The sequence below is a fragment of the Pseudomonas sp. B21-048 genome (assembly GCF_024748615.1).
Taxonomy (GTDB): domain Bacteria; phylum Pseudomonadota; class Gammaproteobacteria; order Pseudomonadales; family Pseudomonadaceae; genus Aquipseudomonas.
Genome location: NZ_CP087168.1, coordinates 36,309 through 54,334, shown reverse-complemented (window position 1 = coordinate 54,334; position 18,026 = coordinate 36,309). Strand labels below are relative to the sequence as shown.

Below are 18,026 nucleotides of genomic sequence, written 5' to 3'. Positions count from 1 at the left end.
GGTAGCACTCACAGGTTGTACTGCTTGCGTTTGCGGTACAGAGTCGAAGCGTCGATACCCAAGGTCTTGGCCGCCTGATCCAGCGTGTCGGCCGTGGCGAGGACCGCGCCAATGTGAGCTTTCTCCAACTCATCCAGGCTCAACGCAGCCCCGATGCGCGGCGTATGGTTGCTCGGCGTTTCGGCCATGCCCAAATGGCTGAGTTCGACCCGTTCCTGCGGACAAATAATACTCGCGCGCTCCACCACGTTGCGCAGCTCGCGAATGTTGCCCGGCCAGCGGTAACTGAGCAGTGCTTCGCGAGCCTCGTCGCTGAAACACCGGGCCGGGCGCGAGTATTCCTTGACGAAACGCGCCAGGAATCGGTCAGCCAGGTTCAGAATATCTTCCCTGCGCTCGCGAAGCGGCGGCAAATGCAAGGTGATGACGTTCAGGCGATAGAGCAAGTCTTCACGAAAACGACCATCACGAACCATGTCTTCCAGATTGAGGTTAGTCGCTGCGAGGATTCGCACGTCGGCGCGACGGGTCACCGGGTCGCCCACGCGTTCGTATTCCTTGTCCTGAATGAAACGCAGCAATTTTGGCTGCAAGGTGAGGGGAAAATCGCCGATCTCATCAAGAAACAACGTTCCGCCATCGGCTTGATTAACACGACCCAAGGTGCTTTCGCTGGCCCCGGTGAACGCGCCACGGCTGTGTCCGAAAAGTTCGCTGTCCATTAGCTCTGCCGTCAAGGATGGGCAGTTGACGGTCACGCAGGATTTCTTCTGGCGTTTGCTCCAGCCGTGAATGGCCCGTGACAGCTCACCTTTACCTGTGCCGGATTCGCCGAGAAGCAGAATGTTGGCGTCAGTGCTGGCGACCTGGCGCGCGGTTTCGAGCACCACTTTCATGGCCGGACTGTGGGAATCCAGGCCCTCTTTGGGTTTGCGCACTTCCCCTTCGAGGGCTTCCAGGCGCGCCGAAAGCCGCCGCACTTCCAGCTGCTTGGCGGTGGCCAGACGCAACTGATCGGGGCTGCAAGGTTTGACCAGATAGTCGGCGGCGCCAGCCTGAATCGCATCCACGGCGGTGTCCACGGCCGAGTGAGCAGTGACGATCACCACTCGCATCCAGGGCGCCTGCACACGCATCTGGGCCAACACATCCAGGCCATTGTCTTCACCCAGGCGCAAATCGAGGAAGCACAGATCGAAAACCTGGCGTTGCAACAAAGCCTCGGCCTGAGCCGCGCTGGTCGCGGTGGCCACGCTGTAACCTTCGTCTTCAAGGCAGTAGCGAAAGGTTCGAAGGATGGCAGACTCGTCGTCTACCAGCAGAATGCGGCCTTGATGCTCAGTGGCTGATTCCATGTTCCTACGCTCCTTTAATTGAGACCTGAGTTAAGCCCGGAAAAATCGGGCAAGTTGCATGATTGATTGTGGTCGATTCCAGCCAAACCAGGGGAGCTATCTTCTGGGTATTAAGATAACTCACTGATCTATTAGTCTTTTATTAAACAACCACTCTTCGTCGATTGCCTGCGTCCCTTTCTGACATCCAAGTCCTTCCCTCAATTCCAAAAAAATTGAAAGTTTCCGGCAAGTTCATCGTGCATTACGCACGACTTCAAAAGGGCCATCGTGCAGGATGCGTCTAAAACGGTTTTCACAACTCAAGTAATTTATTGATTTTAATCGGATTAATTCAGCCAATTGAGGTGGCATGCACGCTGCAGGAGTCTGGGTAATCAGAGAGCCAATGTCCGCCAAATGACCCAGCGAGGGAGGACTTCAGGATGAATCGCCAAAGTGCCGCCCCATTGCATATTTCACCACTGCTCATTCAGCAAGGCTTGTTTGTCTTGCTGGGGTTGTTGATTACCTTGGTTGGCGGCCAGCAATTCTTGCGTTGGGAACAGAGCCAGCAGCCAGAGTCGCCGCACCTGTCGATGACACACGCCCCTCAAACCCGCTTTAGCGTCAGTAGCAACCTGGCTGACAGCGATCCGATACGAATGATGGACGTCGACCAGGCCCAGCCTGTCGATGAGACGCTTCGTCAGGAACGCTGGGTGTTTTAACAAACGAACTTGGCGTGCTCCACGCGCCGGGAAACGCAACACCTTTAAATAGAAGCGTAAGGAGAATCACCATGTTGAGCTGGGCAATCACATTCTTGATCATTGCCATCATCGCTGCAGTACTGGGCTTCGGTGGTATCGCGGGCACCGCCACGGGTATCGCCAAGATTCTCTTTGTCGTGTTCCTGGTGATGTTCATTGCTTCCTTCTTCTTTGGCCGCCGCGGTCGAGGCTGACATGAGCATTTCGTTTAAGACACTGGCAGCCGCCCTGCTTCTGGGCGGCAGTGCCACGGTGATGGCGGCCAATGAATTGCTCAATGCCTGACGAGTACTGAGTTCGAAACACGAAAGAGGCCACAGCGCTTCTTCCCACTGCGCTACCCGAGGACGGTAGACGCATGACCAAGGGGCCGGGACGTTCTGACTGCGTCAGGGTCGGAGTGACCTACGGGTACAGGGAGTGCCCGCGTAGGGGCCGGGTCAGGCAAAGCTGCGACGCAAGTTCGCCGGGGTTAGAGCGACTCGACGAACTTGCGGAGAGCTTCAACGTGCAAACGTTGATCTAGAGCATTCAGCTCATCTGTTCTTGCTGCATATTCCCCGCAAAACCGGTTCAGGATGTTTCTTCGTGACCGTATATCGAGAAAGCGCCCAATTTTCCGAGAAGATCATTCGCCCTCAAACGTAGGCCTTTTCCTAAAATTTCGTTTAATTAAGAAACATTGATCTGCGCTGAAATGGCCGGTTCTCGGCACTTATGCCCGCCTGAATGTCGTCTCCGAACCGCTTGTGACGTGGGTTTCAATGGAAAAATCTCATGCCGATTCGGCATAGGGTAGGCGTTTACGGCATTAGACGGCGCTTCCCCGCATCGGAATAGTTGCGCCTTTTTCGCTGCCTGAGAGCTGTAAATGCTCGCTCGCGGGGACCTTATACGGGGGCCGATGCAAGACTTGTTCGCCATTGAGCGTTTCAGTTCATGCATCGGCCTGAGTCAAACGCAAGTAAGGGTAAAGATATGAAGAAGGCAAAGCTTAGCCTCGCCTGGCAGATCCTCATCGGTCTGGTATTGGGGATTGCAATCGGTGCGCTGCTCAACCATTTCAGTGCCGAAAAAGCCTGGTGGATCAGCAACGTCCTGCAACCAGCAGGCGATATCTTTATCCGTCTGATCAAGATGATTGTGATCCCGATCGTGATCTCTTCGCTGATCGTCGGTATTGCAGGTGTCGGCGACGCGAAGAAGCTCGGGCGTATCGGCCTGAAGACCATCATTTACTTCGAGATCGTCACCACCATTGCCATCGTGGTCGGTCTGGTGTTGGCCAACGTGTTCCATCCGGGCACCGGCATCGACATGAGCACCCTGGGTACCGTGGATATTTCCAAGTACCAGGCCACTGCCGCCGAGGTTCAGCATGAACATGCGTTCATCGAAACCATCCTCAACCTGATCCCGTCGAACATCTTCGCGGCCATGGCCCGCGGCGAGATGCTGCCGATCATCTTCTTCTCCGTATTGTTCGGTCTCGGTCTGTCGAGCCTGCAATCGGACCTGCGCGAGCCGCTGGTGAAGATGTTCCAGGGCGTGTCGGAAAGCATGTTCAAAGTCACCCACATGATCATGAACTACGCCCCGATCGGCGTTTTCGCACTGATCGCGGTGACCGTGGCCAACTTCGGCTTCGCCTCTCTGATACCGCTGGCCAAACTGGTGATCCTGGTTTACGTCGCCATCGCCTTCTTCGCCTTCGTGGTGCTGGGCCTGATCGCTCGCCTGTTCGGCTTCTCGGTGATCAAGCTGATGCGCATCTTCAAGGATGAGCTGGTGCTGGCCTACTCCACCGCCAGTTCCGAAACCGTGCTGCCGCGCGTGATCGAGAAGATGGAAGCCTACGGCGCACCGAAAGCCATTTGCAGTTTCGTAGTACCGACCGGCTACTCGTTCAACCTCGACGGTTCGACCCTGTACCAGAGCATCGCGGCGATCTTCATTGCCCAGCTCTACGGCATCGACCTGTCGATCAGCCAGCAATTGCTGCTGGTGCTGACCCTGATGGTCACCTCCAAAGGCATCGCCGGCGTACCGGGTGTGTCCTTCGTGGTACTGCTGGCCACCCTGGGCAGCGTTGGTATTCCGCTGGAAGGCTTGGCGTTCATCGCCGGTGTCGACCGCATCATGGACATGGCCCGTACCGCGCTGAACGTGATTGGTAATGCCTTGGCCGTGCTGGTCATCGCACGTTGGGAAGGTATGTACGACGACGCCAAGGGCGAGCGCTACTGGAACTCCCTGCCGCACTGGCGCTGCAAGGAAAAGCTGCCGGTTGGCGAGATTTCCAACAACTGACGCAAAAACCTGTAGGAGCGGGCTTGCTCGCGAAAGCGGCGGATCAGTCAACAGAGATGTTGAATGTTCCGGCCTCTTCGCGAGCAAGTCGAATCGTCGCACCGCCGCTCCCACATTGGTCTTTTGCTAGCAGTACTAAACAAACCCCGGAGAAATCCGGGGTTTGTCGTTTCTGACTACCCCGCTATCATTCGCCGCAACTTCCGGGGGATTTGACTGATGCTTAATGGCCTGTGGCTTGGCTTCTTCATCGTGGCTGCCGTTTCGGCGCTGGCGCAATGGCTGATCGGCGGTAACGCCGGGATCTTTGCGGCGATGGTGGAGAGCATTTTCGCCATGGCCAAATTGTCGGTCGAGGTCATGGTCCTGCTGTTCGGCACCCTCACCCTCTGGCTGGGTTTTTCTGCGGATTGCCGAAAAGGCAGGGATCGTCGAATGGCTGGCCAAGGCGCTGGGCCCATTGTTCCTGCGCCTGATGCCGGAAGTGCCGGCCGGTCACCCGGCCATCGGCCTGATCACCCTGAACTTCGCCGCCAACGGCCTGGGCCTGGACAACGCCGCCACGCCGATCGGCCTCAAAGCCATGAAGGCGCTGCAAGAGCTCAACCCCAGCGACACCATCGCCAGCAACGCGCAAATCCTCTTCCTGGTACTCAACGCCTCCTCCCTGACCCTGCTGCCGGTGACGATCTTCATGTACCGCGCCCAGCAAGGCGCGCCCGATCCGACCTTGGTGTTCCTGCCGATTCTGCTCGCGACCAGTTGTTCGACCCTGGTCGGTCTGTTGTCGGTGGCGTTCATGCAGCGTCTGCGCCTGTGGGACCCGGTAGTGCTCGCTTACCTCATACCCGGTGCCTTGGCCCTCGGCGCTTTCATGGCGTTGCTGGCGACGCTCTCGGCGACCGCTCTGGCGAGCCTGTCATCGATCCTCGGCAACCTGACGCTGTTCGGGCTGATCATGCTGTTTCTGGTGATCGGCGCATTACGCAAAGTGAAGGTCTACGAGGCGTTCATCGAAGGCGCCAAAGAAGGCTTCGACGTGGCCAAGAACCTGCTGCCGTATCTGGTGGCGATGCTCTGTGCCGTGGGCGTGCTGCGAGCATCCGGAGCGCTGGATTTCGGTCTGGACGGGATTCGGCATCTGGTGGAGTGGGCCGGTTGGGACACGCGTTTCGTCGATGCGCTGCCGACGGCCATGGTCAAACCCTTCTCCGGCAGCGCCGCGCGGGCGATGCTGATTGAAACCATGAAGACCGAAGGGGTAGACAGCTTCCCGGCGCTGGTGGCGGCGACGATTCAGGGCAGTACCGAAACGACCTTCTATGTGTTGGCGGTGTACTTCGGCGCGGTGGGCATTCAGCGTGCACGGCATGCGGTGGGGTGTGCGTTGCTGGCCGAACTTGCCGGCGTTCTCGGCGCGATCGGCGTCTGTTACTGGTTCTTCGGTTAACCAAAAAACCTGTGGGAGCGGTGGCGTCAAGGCCTCAGCGGCGGCGCAACCTTCTGACCTTGCTCCACCGTCCAAGCCACCACCTGCGCCGTCAACTGGTCGCTGGCCAAGCCAAAACCGCTCACCACCGCCGGCACCTTCACATCGCTCAACGGCTGACGCACTTCAAAGCGTCGACTGGCGAGGATTCGCTGGTCATACCCACGCACCAACAACGCATCCAGGCGCACGACCACGCTCGCCGCCGTGCCCTGGTACTCGGTCTGGAACGCTTGCAGGTTGCCGCCCAGTTCCAGGTCTGCCTGGAAATTGCTGTCATCGGTGCTGAGCAACGGCACCCGACCGTCACGCTGGAAACCATCGAACAGACGATTGCGCAACAGCACCGGTGCCGGATCGCTCCAGCGTGAAGCCTTGTAGCTGCTGATCAGATCACCCTGAGGGATTACGGCAATTTTCGGGTTGTTCAAGGCTTCGCTGGTCTGCGGCTTGGCCAGCCGTAACGACCAGCGCTGTGGCGTAGCGCGTTGGGCCGACGCGTCGCTCTGTGCCGACGGCAGTCGATAGACATCGGACGGCTCGGTCTTGGGGAAAATCGAACAGGAAGCGACCAACGCAAAACCGGCGAGGAGGGCGATATGAGGCAGTTTCATGGCGTGAACTCCTTGTTCTTGTCATTGCCCAGCAGATAACCGCTGGGGTTGGCCTCAAGCCGCTGGGAAATGGTTCGCAGCGAACTCAAGGTATCGCGCAGCTCACGCACCGCCGGCGCCAGGCCATTGAGGCCCTGCATGCCGCTGTTGAGGGAATCCTGATTGGCGGAGAGCAACGTGTTGATGGTCGCGCTGCTTTGTTCCAGGGACTTCATGGCTTGCTCGGCACTGCCGAACATCTGCTTGCCCTGATCGTTGAGCAGGCCGTTGGCGTTGCGCATCAACGCGGTGGTCTGTTCCAGGGTGGCGCTGGCCTGCTTGCCAACCGAAGCCAGTTGCTGCATCGCCTGACGAATGTCCCCGCGCTGGTCGGCGATGGTGCCGGTGGTTTGTTCCAGGTTCTCGAGGGTGCTGCTGATACGCGCGACGTTCTCCGAGGAAAACAACTGATTGGCGTTGTGCATCAACACGTTCACGCCCTCCATCAGATCGTTACTGTCATTCATCAACCGGGAAATGGGCGAGGGCGACGCAACGATTGTCGGCAAATTGCCGTCCTTGCCCTTGAGGGTCGGACTTTGCGGCGTGCCGCCGCTGAGCTGGATGATCGAGGTCCCGGTGATCCCGGTCAGCGCCAGCTTGGCCTGGGTGTCTTCTTTGATCGGAGTGTCTCCGCCCAGGCGAATCCGCGCCAACACCCGGCGCGGATCGTTCGGGTCCAGGCGCAGCATCACCACGTCGCCGACCTTGATCCCGCTGTACTGCACCGCGCTGCCCTTGGACAAACCGCTGACCGCCTCGTTGAAGACGATTTCGTAATCCTTGAATTCGGTATCAACGCTGGACTTGGCCAGCCACAGACCGAAGAGCAGGGCGCCTGCCACCACTATGACGGTGAACAGGCCGATCAATACGTGATGGGCTCGGGTTTCCATGTCAGACCTCGTTGAGCTGGTTAGCGGCCGTCAGCGCCGCGCGGCCGCGAGGGCCATGGAAGTATTCATGAATCCACGCATCATCGGTTTCCGACACCTTGTCGATGGCGTCCGCCACCAGCACTTTCTTCTGCGCCAGCACTGCCACCCGGTCAGTGATGGTGTAGAGCGTGTCGAGGTCGTGGGTCACCAGAAACACACTCAGGCCCAAGGCATCGCGCAGGGTCAGGATCAGTTGATCGAAACTCGCGGCGCCAATCGGGTCCAGACCGGCGGTGGGTTCGTCGAGAAACAGGATGTCAGGGTCCAGGGCCAAGGCACGGGCCAGGGCTGCGCGCTTGATCATGCCGCCGGACAATGAAGCAGGGTATTTGTCAGCCGCCGACAACGGTAGCCCGGCCAACGCCATTTTCACTGCCGCCAGATGCTCGGCGTCGGCACGGCTCAGGCCGGCGTGTTCAATCAGGGGCAGGGCGACGTTCTCGGTCACGGTGAGCGAAGAGAACAAGGCACCTTTCTGGAACAACACACCGAACCGCCGTTCGACCAGCGAGCGCTCGTGTTCCGACAGGCTCGGCAAGTTCTTGCCGAAGACCTTCACCAGCCCTTCGCTGGGCTGACGCAGGCCGACAATGCTACGCAGCAGCACCGATTTGCCGCTGCCGGAACCGCCGACCACCGCCAGAATCTCGCCCTTGTACAAGTCCAGGTCGAGGTTCTCGTGCACGCTCTGGCGGCCGAAGCGATTGCACAACCCACGGACTTCGATCACCGCCTCTGAAGGCGCTCGGGGTAAACGACTCACCAGTCCATCTCCATGAAAAACAACGCAGCCACGGCGTCGAGCACGATCACCACGAAAATCGACTGCACCACACTGGACGTGGTGTGCGCGCCGACGGACTCGGCGCTGCCGCTGACCTTGAAGCCCTCGAGGCAGCCGATGGCGGCAATCAGGAACGCAAAAATCGGCGCTTTGACGATCCCCACCAGAAAGTGCTGAACGCCAATGTCCGATTGCAGCAGTGACAGGAACATCGCCGGCGAGATATCCAGCGACAGCGCGCAGACTACGCCACCGCCGACAATCCCTGACACCATCGCCAGAAAGGTCAACATCGGCAACGCCACCAGTAACGCCAGGACGCGAGGTACGACCAGCAACTCCATTGGGTCGAGGCCGAGGGTGCGGATCGCGTCGATTTCTTCATTGGCCTTCATCGAACCGATCTGCGCGGTGAACGCGCTGGCGGTGCGGCCGGCCATCAGGATCGCCGTGAGCAACACGCCGAACTCCCGCAGAAAAGAGAACGCCACTAGGTCCACGGTGAAAATACTCGCGCCAAAACTCGCCAGCACCGTCGCCCCGAGAAACGCCACCACAGCGCCCACCAGAAAGGTCAGCAGGGCGACGATGGGCGCGGCATCGAGACCAGTTTGTTCGATGTGAGCGACCATCGGCGTGAGGCGCCAGCGCTTGGGACGAAACAACCCGCGAGCGATGGTTTCCAGGATCAGGCCGACGAAACCCAACAGTTGCAACGTGTCCTGCCAGACCGCGTCGACCGCGCGGCCGATGCGGGTCAGCAGTTGAATGCCGACGCTGATTTCCGGCTCTTTGATCGGCACACAGAAATCGGTGAGTGAGCAGTACACCGTCTGCAACAAGGCGCGATCGGCGGAAGAAAGGGTGCACTCGGGATGTTCGGCAGATTTGCCCAGACGCTCGGCCCCCAGCAGCTCCACCAGCAATGACGCACCCGCCGTATCGAGCGCGCCGAGGCCATTGAGATCGATGTGGGTGTTGTTGTCGTATTGGCCACGGAGCTTTTCGCTCAGGCGGCTGAGATCGGCATAATGGGCGAGCGTCCAGTCACCCGTGACCCGCAACAGGGCAGGGCTGTGCGAGGTGTCCAGTCGGGCACTGCCAGGCATTGTGCTGCTAGTCATAAGCTCCGTGCTTGTTCGGCTATTACGCAGATCTGACTAATAGCACGAACCGCGTTACTTTTCTTTGACGGGTGTGCTGTCCATGACCTTGAAGCGCAACACGCCGATCAACTGGCCGTCTTCGGTGAGCACCCGGACCTGCCATTTGCCGGCGGGATTACCGGGGAAGTTCTGCTTGTGGGTCCAGGCGCGGTAGCCTTCCTTGCGCCCGCCGTTGATATCCAGCGGGATTCGGTCGACTTCCTTACCGTTGAACATCCAGACGTGATAAATCCGTTCGGCCAGCCCCCGCGGGGCATTGATCGCGGTGTACGCGTATAGCCCACCTCCGCGAATCTGTTCGGCGCTGACTTCTTCCAGACTCTTGCCGGGGGTTCGATCCTGCATTTGGGTGCTGATCGCCACTTCGGTCATCCACAGGGTCGCCGGCGGAACCCACGAGCGCAGCACCCAACCGGCGGCGCCGATGCCGACGGTGATACTGAGGATCGCCAACGCATTGCGCACAGTGCGAATCGGGAAGATCGAGGCCAGGCTCGGGAACGACAGCACCATGGCAATGCCAAGCGCCAGCTTGAAGCTCTGGGCGGTGGTCAGGTGCAGGATGACGGGCAGGGCGGTCAGCAGGGCCGCGAACAGAGTCAGGGTATGCAGCGCCAGGAACGCCCAGCGGCGCGGTGCCAGCCATTTGTAATAGAGCGGGTCGATGATCGAAATCAGCGCCGCCATGCTCAGTAATCCAGTGAAGAACAACTGGCCGCTGTTCCAGGTGGTGGTGATTAAAAAGAACGGCAGGACGAAGAACAGGCTTTCCTGATGGATCATCTGCGTCGCGTAACGCAGCAAGGGCTGGGGTATTTCGCGCTTGAAGACCTTGGCGAACAGCTTGGTGAGGCTGTTTTCCAGCATCAGCCAGACCCAGCTGACCAGCATGATGGTGGTGATCCAGGTCGCCAGCCCCTGTTGACGATCCACCAGCATGAAGCTGCCGACCCCGGAGATGAAACCGCCGAGCGCAATGACCCCGGGATAGCGCTTCATCAATTCGATGATGCGCTGTACGTACAGGGTCAGATTCGGCATTCGGCGATTCACAATAGTCGTGGGGAACATCCTCGACAGGGTACCGCCCGGGAGGCGGTGTGGCGAGGCTTGCGGTCACTTTGATCGAACCCAAAACCCTGTGGCGAGGGAGCTTGCTCCCGCCGGCCGGTCCGCGTTCGGGCGCAGCAGTCGCAATATCGGTGAATGCGGTGTGTCTGATAAACCGGGGTGCGGGGGTGCCGTTTTTCAGGGCCGCTTCGCAGCCCAACGGGACGGTGCGGCGTTCCGACAAGCTCCCTCGCCACAGGGAAATCATTGCTTTGTGCGGTGAACACGCCAACCCAATATTCCAAGCACCATCAACCCAAATCCCCCGACAATCGCCCACATCACCTGGTCATAACTCACCAGCGGCTTCTCGATCCGCAGATACCCCGGTTGCAGCAGCAACTCGCGCATTGCCTTGTTCGCCTCGGGCAGAGTCACGTCTTGCAGCGCCTTGGCCGGGTTGACGAAATGGCCGTCCTCGTAGTCGCCAAGGGCGCTCCAGTAATAGTCCGCCAGGGCGCTGTTGCCTTGCACGGCCCAGGCCTGGCGAGCGATAGCGGCTTGCTTGAGACGGGAGAAGGTGGCGGCGTCGAGGCCGTTCTTGAGCAGATCGGCTTTAAGCTCATCCAGCACCTGTTCAGCAGCCAACACCTCGTCGCGATCAAGGTCGGCGTTCAGGCTCATGAAGCCCACCCCGCCAAATACCTCGCGCTCGGCCGAGGGCCCGTAGGACAATCCATGGGCCAGGCGCAATTGGCGATAGAGCGCCCAGTCCAGATAGTCCTTGAGCAGGTCGAAGGTTTCGTCGTGCTGGTCTTCCAGCACCGGCTCCGGCACCAGCCAATGCAACTTGGCACCGCCGCCGACGAAACCGTTACTCAAATTGCGCTCGTGGGCCGCGCTGGCCTGAATGTCTGGCAGCGGCAGGTGAGCGCTAGGCTCAACCGATTCGAGTGCGCCATAGGCCCGTTCCAGATAGGCCGGCAGCAGGCGGTCGAGATCGCCGACCACGATCAGGGTCATGTTGTTGGGCGCGTACCAGGCCTTGCGCACCTTCTCCAGTTGCTCGCGGGTCAGGTGATCGACTTGCGCGCGCTCGGGGCATTTGAGGCCCAGCTCCACCGCCAACTGATTACTCGCGGTGTGCCCCAGGTCCTGGCGATCCAGCCAGCGTTGCAGGTGCGAGTAATGACCACCGTCTTCGCGCTCGACCACTTGCTTGGCGACGTTGATCGCATTGTCGTCGATACGGGTCTGGGTCAGCAGCGCCAATAACAGGTCGAGGACCTTGCGCTGGTTTTTCGCCGGGGCTTCGATGACGAAAGTCGTGTCGGCATTGCTTGTGTAGGCATTCCACTCACCGCCCAGAGCCTGCATGCGCTCTTCCAGACCGCCTTCGCCGGTGGCGTCGATGCCGCTGAACAGCAAATGTTCGAGCAGGTGCGGCAGCTCCTTGTCGGCACAGCTGAAATCATCCAGGCCTACGCCAACCACCAACCGGATCGCCACATGCCCGCGCTCGGTGCCCGGTTTGAGGACCAATTGCAGGCCGTTTCGCAACGTGTAGCCCTCGACCTGAAAGCGATCCAGGGCAATTGAAGGCAGTGAACCGAGCAACAGACAAGCGAAGAGCAGACAACGCATAACGAGTTTCCGTACGACCAGCGTAAGTTCAACAGACTTCAGGCAACTGTGGACGTTCAGGGTGAATGAGTGATGTCAGTCAAATCGTCGACCGCCAGAGCGCCGGTGTCCGAAGTGCCCAACACCGCATAGGCACTGCTGCAGAACAGCGAATTCAAGCGTCTCATGTCAGCAATCAGTTCCAGATGCAGCGAACTGGTCTCGATACTTTGCACGATCTTACGGTTTAAACGGCTGACATGAGCGTGGGCCAGGCGGCGCTCCTGTGCGCGAAAGCGACGCTTCTCACGCAGTAACTGGCGGGCACTTTCCGGGTCGGAACTGAGGTACACCGACAACCCCAGACGCAGGTTGGCAATCAGCTGACTGTGCAGCCCCGCCAACTCCTCCAGGCCCACCTCGGAAAAAGACCGGCGTTGCGAGGTTTTCTGCTGCTGAACCTTGCGCAGCATGCGTTCGATCAGGTCGCTGGAGAGTTTCAGGTTGATCGCCAGCTCGATGGTTTCCGCCCAGCGCCGACTGTCCTGCTCGCTGAGGTCTTCGCGGGGCATTTGTGCCAGATAGAGTTTGATGGCGCTGTAGAGCGCTTCGACATCATCGGTCAGGCGACGAATTTCCTGGGTGACGGCGGTCTGTTTGCCGCGCAGCACGTCGAGCATGGCTTCGAGCAGGCTGTCGACCAGATCGCCAATACGCAGGGTTTCCCGGGCGGCATTGGCCAGCGCCAGGCTAGGCGTGACCAAGGCGGTCGGGTCGAGATGCCGCGGTTTGGCCGTGCCATTGATGTCCGGCCGCTCTGGCAGCAACCACGCACAGAGCTTGGCCATCGGCCCTACGCTGGGCAACAGGATCAGGCAGCGCGCGGTGTTGTAGAGCAGGTGAAAGCCGATGACCATTTCCTGAGCACTGAAATCGAAGCTGTCGATCCAGTGCACCAACGGGTCGAGCACCGGAATGATCAGCAGCAGGCCGATCAGTTTGTACAACAGGCTGCCAAGCGCCACCTGACGGCCGGCCGCGTTCTGCATGCTGGTGCTGAGGAAAGCGAGAATGCCGCTGCCGATGTTCGCGCCGATCACCAGGCCGATGGCCACTGGCAAACTGATCACGCTGGCACCGGCGAGAGTCGCGGTCAGCAAAACGGCAGCCAGGCTGGAGTAGGAAATCATTGCGAACAGCGCGCCGACCAGAGCATCGAGCAAGATATCGCCGGTCAGGGAGGCGAAGATGACCTTCACCCCTTGCGCCTGAGTGATCGGCGCGGCGGCCTCGACGATCAGTTGCAGCGCCAGAATAATCAGTCCCAGACCAATGCTGACCCGGCCCATCTGCCCGACCCGGGTTTGCTTGCGCGACAGAAAGAAAATCACCCCAAGAAAAATCAGCAGCGGCGACAGCCATGACAAGTCGAGGGTCAGTACCCGCGCCATCAGCGCGGTACCGACGTCGGCGCCGAGCATGGTCGCCAGGGCCGGCGTCAGCGCCATCAGGCCCTGACCGACAAACGAGGTCACGAGCATGGCGGTGGCATTGCTGCTCTGGACCATGGCGGTCACCATGATCCCGGCGACAAACGCCAGCCAGCGCCTGGACATGTTATGGGCGATCACGTGACGCAAGTTGGAACCATAAACCCGAAGGATGCCGGTTCGGACGATGTGCGTGCCCCAGATCAACAAGGTCACGGCTGATAACAAATTGAGCAGGGTGAGCATGCAGGCCCCCTGTGGTGGTAGCGCCCCAGTGGGGCAAGTCAACGGTGCCGCGCGTTTTCTACGTTCTGTACTTAAGCTGTAGTTGGCTAACGGTCTGGACGCCAGCATCGCATAGCTAAAGAGGCGATTGAAACAAAACTGTCATGAAAACAGTTTGCTGCAGACATGACAAAGGGGCCCGAAGGCCCCTTTGTCATAGCAGGGTGTTCAGGTTACTGACCCGGAACATCCTTGCGCAGTTTCACTGGCTCTTGCTGCTTCTTCTTTTTCATCATCGCGGTGCGCATCTTGATGTTGATCGCTTCCACCGCCAACGAGAACGCCATAGCAAAGTAGACGTAGCCTTTTGGCAAGTGCACGTCGAGCGATTCGGCAATCAGCACGGTACCCACCAGCAACAGGAACGACAGCGCCAGCATCTTCAGCGACGGGTGCTTGTCGATGAAGTCGCTGATGGTGCCAGAAGCCCACATCATCACTAGCACTGCAACGACAATCGCCGCGACCATGACCGGTACGTGGGACACCATGCCCACCGCCGTGATCACCGAGTCCAGCGAGAACACGATGTCGATGATCGCGATCTGGATGATGGTGTACAGGAAATTGCCGCCCTTGCCCGAAGGCTCGTCGCCGATTTCATCTTGACCTTCCAGCGCGTGGTACATCTCTTGCGAGCTCTTCCACAGCAGGAACAGACCACCGAAGAACAGGATCAGGTCACGCCCGGAAATACCCTGGCCGAAGACTTCGAACAGGTCTGCGGTGAGGCGCATGACCCAGGTGATCGACAGCAGCAACAGGATCCGCGTGATCATGGCCAGCGCCAGGCCGAAGATCCGGGTGCGCGCCTGCATGTGCTTGGGCATGCGGCTGACCAGGATCGAGATCATGATGATGTTGTCGATGCCCAGGACGATCTCCAGGGCAGTCAGGGTGAAGAAGGCAACCCAGATTTCAGGGTTGGTCAGCCATTCCATGTGTATTCCTTTGAGCGAGTGTTTAAACCACAAAGGGCCCAGGCTTCAAACAACAAAGCCTGGACCCGTCATGGTGAGTCTTGGGCTTATAGAGTGCTGAACAGCGGAAAAATCCCCATCAGCAACGCAGCGACCAGTATGCACAGGCAAACCAGCACTGCCCACTTCAAGGTGAACCGCTGATGGTCACCGAATTCGATACCGGCCAGGGCCACCAACAGGTAGGTCGATGGTACCAGCGGGCTCAGCAAGTGGACGGGCTGACCGACGATCGAGGCACGTGCCATTTCCACCGCGGTTATACCGTAATGACTGGCAGCTTCGGCAAGTACCGGTAACACGCCGTAATAAAATGCATCGTTCGACATGAAGAACGTGAACGGCATGCTCACCAGCGCGGTGATCACGGCCAGGTACGGGCCGAGGAAATCCGGGATGACCGCCAGCAGGCTTTTCGACATGGCATCGACCATACCGGTGCCCGACAGGATACCGGTGAAGATACCCGCGGCAAAGATCAACCCGACCACCGCCAGCACGCTACCGGCATGGGCCGCGACGCGGTCCTTCTGCTGTTGCAGGCATGGGTAGTTGACGATCATCGCGATACTGAACGCCACCATGAACAGCACCGGCAGTGGCAACAGACCGGCGATCAGCGTACCCATGAGCGTCAGGGTCAGCGCGCCGTTGAACCAGATCAGCTTTGGACGACGGGCATCCGGGAACTGCGAAACGCTGATTTCGCTGTGATCGACTTCATCACCGACCAGATGCAATTCACCCAGACGCGCACGCTCGCGTTTACCGTAGAAGTAGGCAATCGCCAGGATCGCCACCACGCCGGCCAGCATTGCCGGGATCATTGGCACAAAGATGTCGGACGGGTCGACATGCAGCGCACTGGCCGCACGAGCCGTCGGACCACCCCAAGGGGTCATGTTCATCACGCCACCGGCGAGGATGATCAGACCGGCCATGATCCGCGGGCTCATGCCGATGCGGCTGTAGAGCGGCAGCATGGCGGCCACGCAGATCATATAAGTGGTCGCGCCGTCACCATCAAGGGAAACGACGAGCGCCAGTACGGCGGTTCCGACCGAAACTTTCAACGGGTCGCCCTTGACCAGTTTGAGGATCTTGCGCACGGCGGGGTCGAACAGGCCGGAGTCGATCATCAGGGCAAAGTAGAGAATGGCGAACATCAGCATCACGCCGGTCGGCGCGAGTTTGGTGATGCCTTCTAGCATCATCGGGCCGATCTTCGGCGAGAAGCCGCCGAACAGGGCGAAGATGATCGGGATGATGATCAGGGCGATCAGCGCGGACAGGCGCTTGGTCATGATCAGGAACATGAACGTGATGACCATGGCGAAGCCAAGGAAAGTCAGCATAGGAATACTCCAGGCGTAGCGCGGCTAGTAAATGGGCGAACCGGATGAGGTCAGCGCAGAACGGGAAGCACGAGGCGTACGGGCGGAGTTGCAGCGAAGAGGCGGATAGGAGAGGACATCAGGATCACCATTGTTGTTGTTAAATGGACCGGGCGGGCGATAAAACACTCGCATTGGCCAACCGGTCTGTTGCCGGCAGTGAGGGCGATCCTAATCGGGGAAGCTTTCAGCCAGCTTTCGCGAGTGAAAGCATTGACCGAATGTACAACCGGTCGTCGGCCGGATTGAGAGTCCGTAAACACGGGTCAGGAGCAAAAGACATGGGCGAACTTCACACCGGCGGTTGCCACTGCGAACAAATGCGCTATCAATTCAGCGGGCCATTGCACGACATCGCTCATTGCCATTGCTCGATTTGCCGACGGGTCAGCGGCGGGATCGTGACCACCTGGATCACGGTGCCCGCCTCAGCATTTAAATGGATGGCGGGTACGCCGTCCCGGTACGAGTCTTCGCCTACTTGCGTGCGATATTTCTGCCGCAACTGCGGGGCGCAACTGGCGCTGGAGACAACGCTCAGCCCCGAGAGCATCGATGTGACTATCGCCACCCTCGACCATCCCGAGCAGGCCCCGGCCGAGCGGCATATCTGGACCGACAGTCGTTTGCCGTGGCTGCATCTGGACGAGCACTTGCCCGGTGAGGCCGAGGAACAACTCTGATCAGAAAATGGACAGGTTCAGCGGCCGAATCGCGCCCATCCAGATCGCGTGTTCGGTGTGGTCGAGCAGATCGTCGCCCGTGTCCGGATGCAGGAATATCACTAATCCCTTGCGGTTGAGCGCCAGCCACGGCAACACCGCGCCGAGGTGTTGCGGCTCGAAAGCCAATTGGCAGCTCCAGTCTGGATGTGGGCCGACCGGGCGCTCGTGCACGCGGCCCATCTTCAGCGGAAACAATTGCGCTGCCTGCTCACACAAGGCCCGTGCCTGCGGGAGGGTGCTGGCGTCGAAATAGACATGGGCGTGGTAGCCCTTGATCTGTCGCATCTGAAACCCCTTTAAACCTGGTCGAACCCACACCATTCCCCGCAGGTCTCACGTTATATAGGCAGGAAGTACGGAGCACAGCCATGAAAAATGCCGAAACCCCGGTGGTGAAGGTGGTGCTTTATGGTGCCATGAGTAGCCTGGGCAGTGCGCTGATGGCTGAAATGCTGCGGCGCAAGCATGAAGTGATCGCGATTATCGATGACTTGAACGCGCTCGCGCCGCGCCCGGGTTTACGCACCAAGGCGGGTGACCTGTTCGATGCCAAGCGGGTCAAGCAAAGCGTGGCCGGCTGTTCGGCGGTGATCTGCCTGCTCGATGCGCCAGGGTTGCCGATGAACAGTGAACACATCGAAAAATCCATAGTGCCCGGCCCGGTCGAGGAGGTGCTGGCGGTGGATGCACTGATCGACGGCATGCAGGCCGCAGGCATTGCCCGCTTGTTTGTGGTGGGCGATTTCGAGGTGCTGGACGACCCGGAAATAGAAGACCCGTTGCAACGCCACGCCGCCGAAGAAATCCGCGAGGCTCTGCAAAGCAGCTCGTTGCACTGGACCTTGGTGAATGCACCACGCCGCGTGCCCGGGCTGACCATCGAGCATTTCAGTCACGTCAGCAGTAGCCTGGAACCGGGTCTGGCCGCAGTGCTGGAACAACTGAACAGGGTAGCCGTAGGAATTGCCGATGAGCTGCACCTGAACCTGCATGTTGGTGAGCATGTGAGTTTTATTGCGACGTCGGAATAGT

General features: G+C 59.4%; 16 protein-coding genes and 1 pseudogene. 6 read left to right on the top strand and 11 right to left on the bottom strand.

Going from position 1 to position 18,026, the window contains the following annotated elements; all coding sequences use genetic code 11:
• Nucleotides 1-8 precede the first annotated feature (8 nt).
• Nucleotides 9-1,355, bottom strand: coding sequence for a sigma-54-dependent response regulator transcription factor AlgB (gene algB, locus LOY56_RS00240; RefSeq protein WP_258618584.1), 1,347 nt, complete (start codon nt 1,353-1,355; stop codon nt 9-11).
• 425 nt (nt 1,356-1,780) lie between these two features.
• Between algB and LOY56_RS00235 the strand changes: the two genes are divergently transcribed.
• The 4 genes and pseudogenes from LOY56_RS00235 (at nt 1,781) to LOY56_RS00220 (ending at nt 5,867) form a co-directional block, all read left to right on the top strand.
• Nucleotides 1,781-2,065 carry a hypothetical protein gene (locus tag LOY56_RS00235; RefSeq protein WP_258618583.1) on the top strand — a complete coding sequence of 95 codons (285 nt, stop codon included), beginning with the start codon at nt 1,781-1,783 and terminating at the stop codon, nt 2,063-2,065.
• Nucleotides 2,066-2,136: 71 nt separating this feature from the next.
• Complete coding sequence (locus LOY56_RS00230) at nt 2,137-2,301, top strand: DUF1328 domain-containing protein (RefSeq protein ID WP_003177151.1); 165 nt, start codon at nt 2,137-2,139, stop codon at nt 2,299-2,301.
• A 784-nt stretch (nt 2,302-3,085) separates the two neighbouring features.
• Nucleotides 3,086-4,417 (top strand): glutamate/aspartate:proton symporter GltP, encoded by a 1,332-nt coding sequence (gene gltP / locus LOY56_RS00225; protein WP_258618582.1) that lies wholly within the window; start codon nt 3,086-3,088, stop codon nt 4,415-4,417.
• Between the two features lie 219 nt (nt 4,418-4,636).
• Nucleotides 4,637-5,867 (top strand): annotated as a pseudogene (locus LOY56_RS00220) (nucleoside recognition domain-containing protein).
• Between the two features lie 26 nt (nt 5,868-5,893).
• Here the strand turns inward: LOY56_RS00220 and LOY56_RS00215 are convergent.
• The 9 genes from LOY56_RS00215 to LOY56_RS00175 all read right to left on the bottom strand — a co-directional run bounded on the left by LOY56_RS00215 (nt 5,894) and on the right by LOY56_RS00175 (nt 16,230).
• Entirely contained in the window at nt 5,894-6,520 is a 627-nt protein-coding gene (locus LOY56_RS00215; RefSeq protein WP_258618580.1) for an ABC-type transport auxiliary lipoprotein family protein, read from the bottom strand.
• Nucleotides 6,517-7,455, bottom strand: a complete 939-nt coding sequence (locus tag LOY56_RS00210) for an MlaD family protein (RefSeq protein WP_258618578.1) — start codon at nt 7,453-7,455, stop codon at nt 6,517-6,519. The genes LOY56_RS00215 and LOY56_RS00210 overlap by 4 nt, the downstream gene beginning before the upstream one ends.
• 1 nt (nt 7,456) lies before the next feature.
• The gene (locus tag LOY56_RS00205; RefSeq protein ID WP_008007958.1) at nt 7,457-8,260 is read right to left on the bottom strand and encodes an ABC transporter ATP-binding protein; all 804 of its coding nucleotides are present in this window, start codon (nt 8,258-8,260) and stop codon (nt 7,457-7,459) included.
• Nucleotides 8,257-9,405, bottom strand: a complete 1,149-nt coding sequence (locus LOY56_RS00200; protein ID WP_258618570.1) for an ABC transporter permease — start codon at nt 9,403-9,405, stop codon at nt 8,257-8,259. Before LOY56_RS00200 ends, LOY56_RS00205 begins: the two co-directional genes overlap by 4 nt.
• 54 nt (nt 9,406-9,459) lie before the next feature.
• Nucleotides 9,460-10,488, bottom strand: coding sequence for a DUF2914 domain-containing protein (locus LOY56_RS00195; RefSeq protein WP_258618568.1), 1,029 nt, complete (start codon nt 10,486-10,488; stop codon nt 9,460-9,462).
• A 273-nt stretch (nt 10,489-10,761) separates the two neighbouring features.
• Complete coding sequence (locus LOY56_RS00190; RefSeq protein WP_258618566.1) at nt 10,762-12,141, bottom strand: pitrilysin family protein; 1,380 nt, start codon at nt 12,139-12,141, stop codon at nt 10,762-10,764.
• A 56-nt stretch (nt 12,142-12,197) separates the two neighbouring features.
• Complete coding sequence (locus LOY56_RS00185; protein ID WP_258618558.1) at nt 12,198-13,856, bottom strand: Na/Pi cotransporter family protein; 1,659 nt, start codon at nt 13,854-13,856, stop codon at nt 12,198-12,200.
• 212 nt (nt 13,857-14,068) lie between these two features.
• Nucleotides 14,069-14,836, bottom strand: a complete 768-nt coding sequence (locus tag LOY56_RS00180) for a TerC family protein (RefSeq protein ID WP_258618557.1) — start codon at nt 14,834-14,836, stop codon at nt 14,069-14,071.
• Between the two features lie 86 nt (nt 14,837-14,922).
• The gene (locus LOY56_RS00175; protein WP_123720078.1) at nt 14,923-16,230 is read right to left on the bottom strand and encodes a CitMHS family transporter; all 1,308 of its coding nucleotides are present in this window, start codon (nt 16,228-16,230) and stop codon (nt 14,923-14,925) included.
• Nucleotides 16,231-16,550: 320 nt separating this feature from the next.
• Between LOY56_RS00175 and LOY56_RS00170 the strand changes: the two genes are divergently transcribed.
• Nucleotides 16,551-16,952 (top strand): GFA family protein, encoded by a 402-nt coding sequence (locus LOY56_RS00170; protein WP_258618554.1) that lies wholly within the window; start codon nt 16,551-16,553, stop codon nt 16,950-16,952.
• On the opposite strand, the gene LOY56_RS00165 is transcribed toward LOY56_RS00170, so the two are convergent.
• Entirely contained in the window at nt 16,953-17,279 is a 327-nt protein-coding gene (locus LOY56_RS00165; protein ID WP_258618553.1) for a DOPA 4,5-dioxygenase family protein, read from the bottom strand. It lies immediately after the preceding gene.
• 83 nt (nt 17,280-17,362) lie between these two features.
• Here LOY56_RS00165 and LOY56_RS00160 point away from each other — a divergent pair, with 83 nt between their 5' ends.
• Nucleotides 17,363-18,025: an NAD(P)-dependent oxidoreductase gene (locus LOY56_RS00160; RefSeq protein ID WP_258618552.1), complete on the top strand. Its 663-nt coding sequence runs from the start codon at nt 17,363-17,365 to the stop codon at nt 18,023-18,025.
• The last annotated feature ends 1 nt before the right edge of the window (nt 18,026 follow it).

Bases quoted from the DNA above. Each gene is read 5' to 3' on its own strand.
- algB (WP_258618584.1), bottom strand. From the start codon at position 1,355: ATGGAATCAGCCACTGAGCATCAAGGCCGCATTCTGCTGGTAGACGAC.
- LOY56_RS00235 (WP_258618583.1), top strand. From the start codon at position 1,781: ATGAATCGCCAAAGTGCCGCCCCATTGCATATTTCACCACTGCTCATT.
- LOY56_RS00230 (WP_003177151.1), top strand. From the start codon at position 2,137: ATGTTGAGCTGGGCAATCACATTCTTGATCATTGCCATCATCGCTGCA.
- gltP (WP_258618582.1), top strand. From the start codon at position 3,086: ATGAAGAAGGCAAAGCTTAGCCTCGCCTGGCAGATCCTCATCGGTCTG.
- LOY56_RS00215 (WP_258618580.1), bottom strand. From the start codon at position 6,520: ATGAAACTGCCTCATATCGCCCTCCTCGCCGGTTTTGCGTTGGTCGCT.
- LOY56_RS00210 (WP_258618578.1), bottom strand. From the start codon at position 7,455: ATGGAAACCCGAGCCCATCACGTATTGATCGGCCTGTTCACCGTCATA.
- LOY56_RS00200 (WP_258618570.1), bottom strand. From the start codon at position 9,405: ATGACTAGCAGCACAATGCCTGGCAGTGCCCGACTGGACACCTCGCAC.
- LOY56_RS00195 (WP_258618568.1), bottom strand. From the start codon at position 10,488: ATGCCGAATCTGACCCTGTACGTACAGCGCATCATCGAATTGATGAAG.
- LOY56_RS00190 (WP_258618566.1), bottom strand. From the start codon at position 12,141: ATGCGTTGTCTGCTCTTCGCTTGTCTGTTGCTCGGTTCACTGCCTTCA.
- LOY56_RS00185 (WP_258618558.1), bottom strand. From the start codon at position 13,856: ATGCTCACCCTGCTCAATTTGTTATCAGCCGTGACCTTGTTGATCTGG.
- LOY56_RS00180 (WP_258618557.1), bottom strand. From the start codon at position 14,836: ATGGAATGGCTGACCAACCCTGAAATCTGGGTTGCCTTCTTCACCCTG.
- LOY56_RS00175 (WP_123720078.1), bottom strand. From the start codon at position 16,230: ATGCTGACTTTCCTTGGCTTCGCCATGGTCATCACGTTCATGTTCCTG.
- LOY56_RS00170 (WP_258618554.1), top strand. From the start codon at position 16,551: ATGGGCGAACTTCACACCGGCGGTTGCCACTGCGAACAAATGCGCTAT.
- LOY56_RS00165 (WP_258618553.1), bottom strand. From the start codon at position 17,279: ATGCGACAGATCAAGGGCTACCACGCCCATGTCTATTTCGACGCCAGC.
- LOY56_RS00160 (WP_258618552.1), top strand. From the start codon at position 17,363: ATGAAAAATGCCGAAACCCCGGTGGTGAAGGTGGTGCTTTATGGTGCC.